Here is a 275-nt window from a genome sequence, read left to right as displayed (position 1 = left end):
ATAGCGTTATTACCGATCACTCACAATATTTAAAAGTGGCGAATGGTTTGACACCTGCACGATTAGTGAAGCAACGAGCTGAAGTTGACGCTTTTAACGAAGCGCATCCTGACTTTTATTTATATGCAGGCACAGAAATGGATATTTTACCAGATGGTTCGTTAGATTTTGATGATGAAGTACTGCGGAAATTGGATTTCGTGATTGCCTCCATTCATTCGAGTTTTACACAGTCACAGGATAAAATAATGGCACGATTACATACCGCGATGCAA

The 275-nt window shown here is 39.6% G+C and carries 1 pseudogene; it reads left to right on the top strand.

The features are described 5' to 3' along the window. Positions 1-275: pseudogene (locus SB660_RS20400) on the top strand (DNA polymerase/3'-5' exonuclease PolX); the annotation flags it as partial.

The organism is Bacillus sp. SIMBA_005 (genome assembly GCF_046535585.1).
In the GTDB taxonomy this organism is placed as follows: Bacteria; Bacillota; Bacilli; order Bacillales; family Bacillaceae; genus Bacillus; species Bacillus pumilus.
Note: the sequence above shows the minus strand (reverse complement) of the source record. Positions and strands in the feature narration are given on the sequence as shown.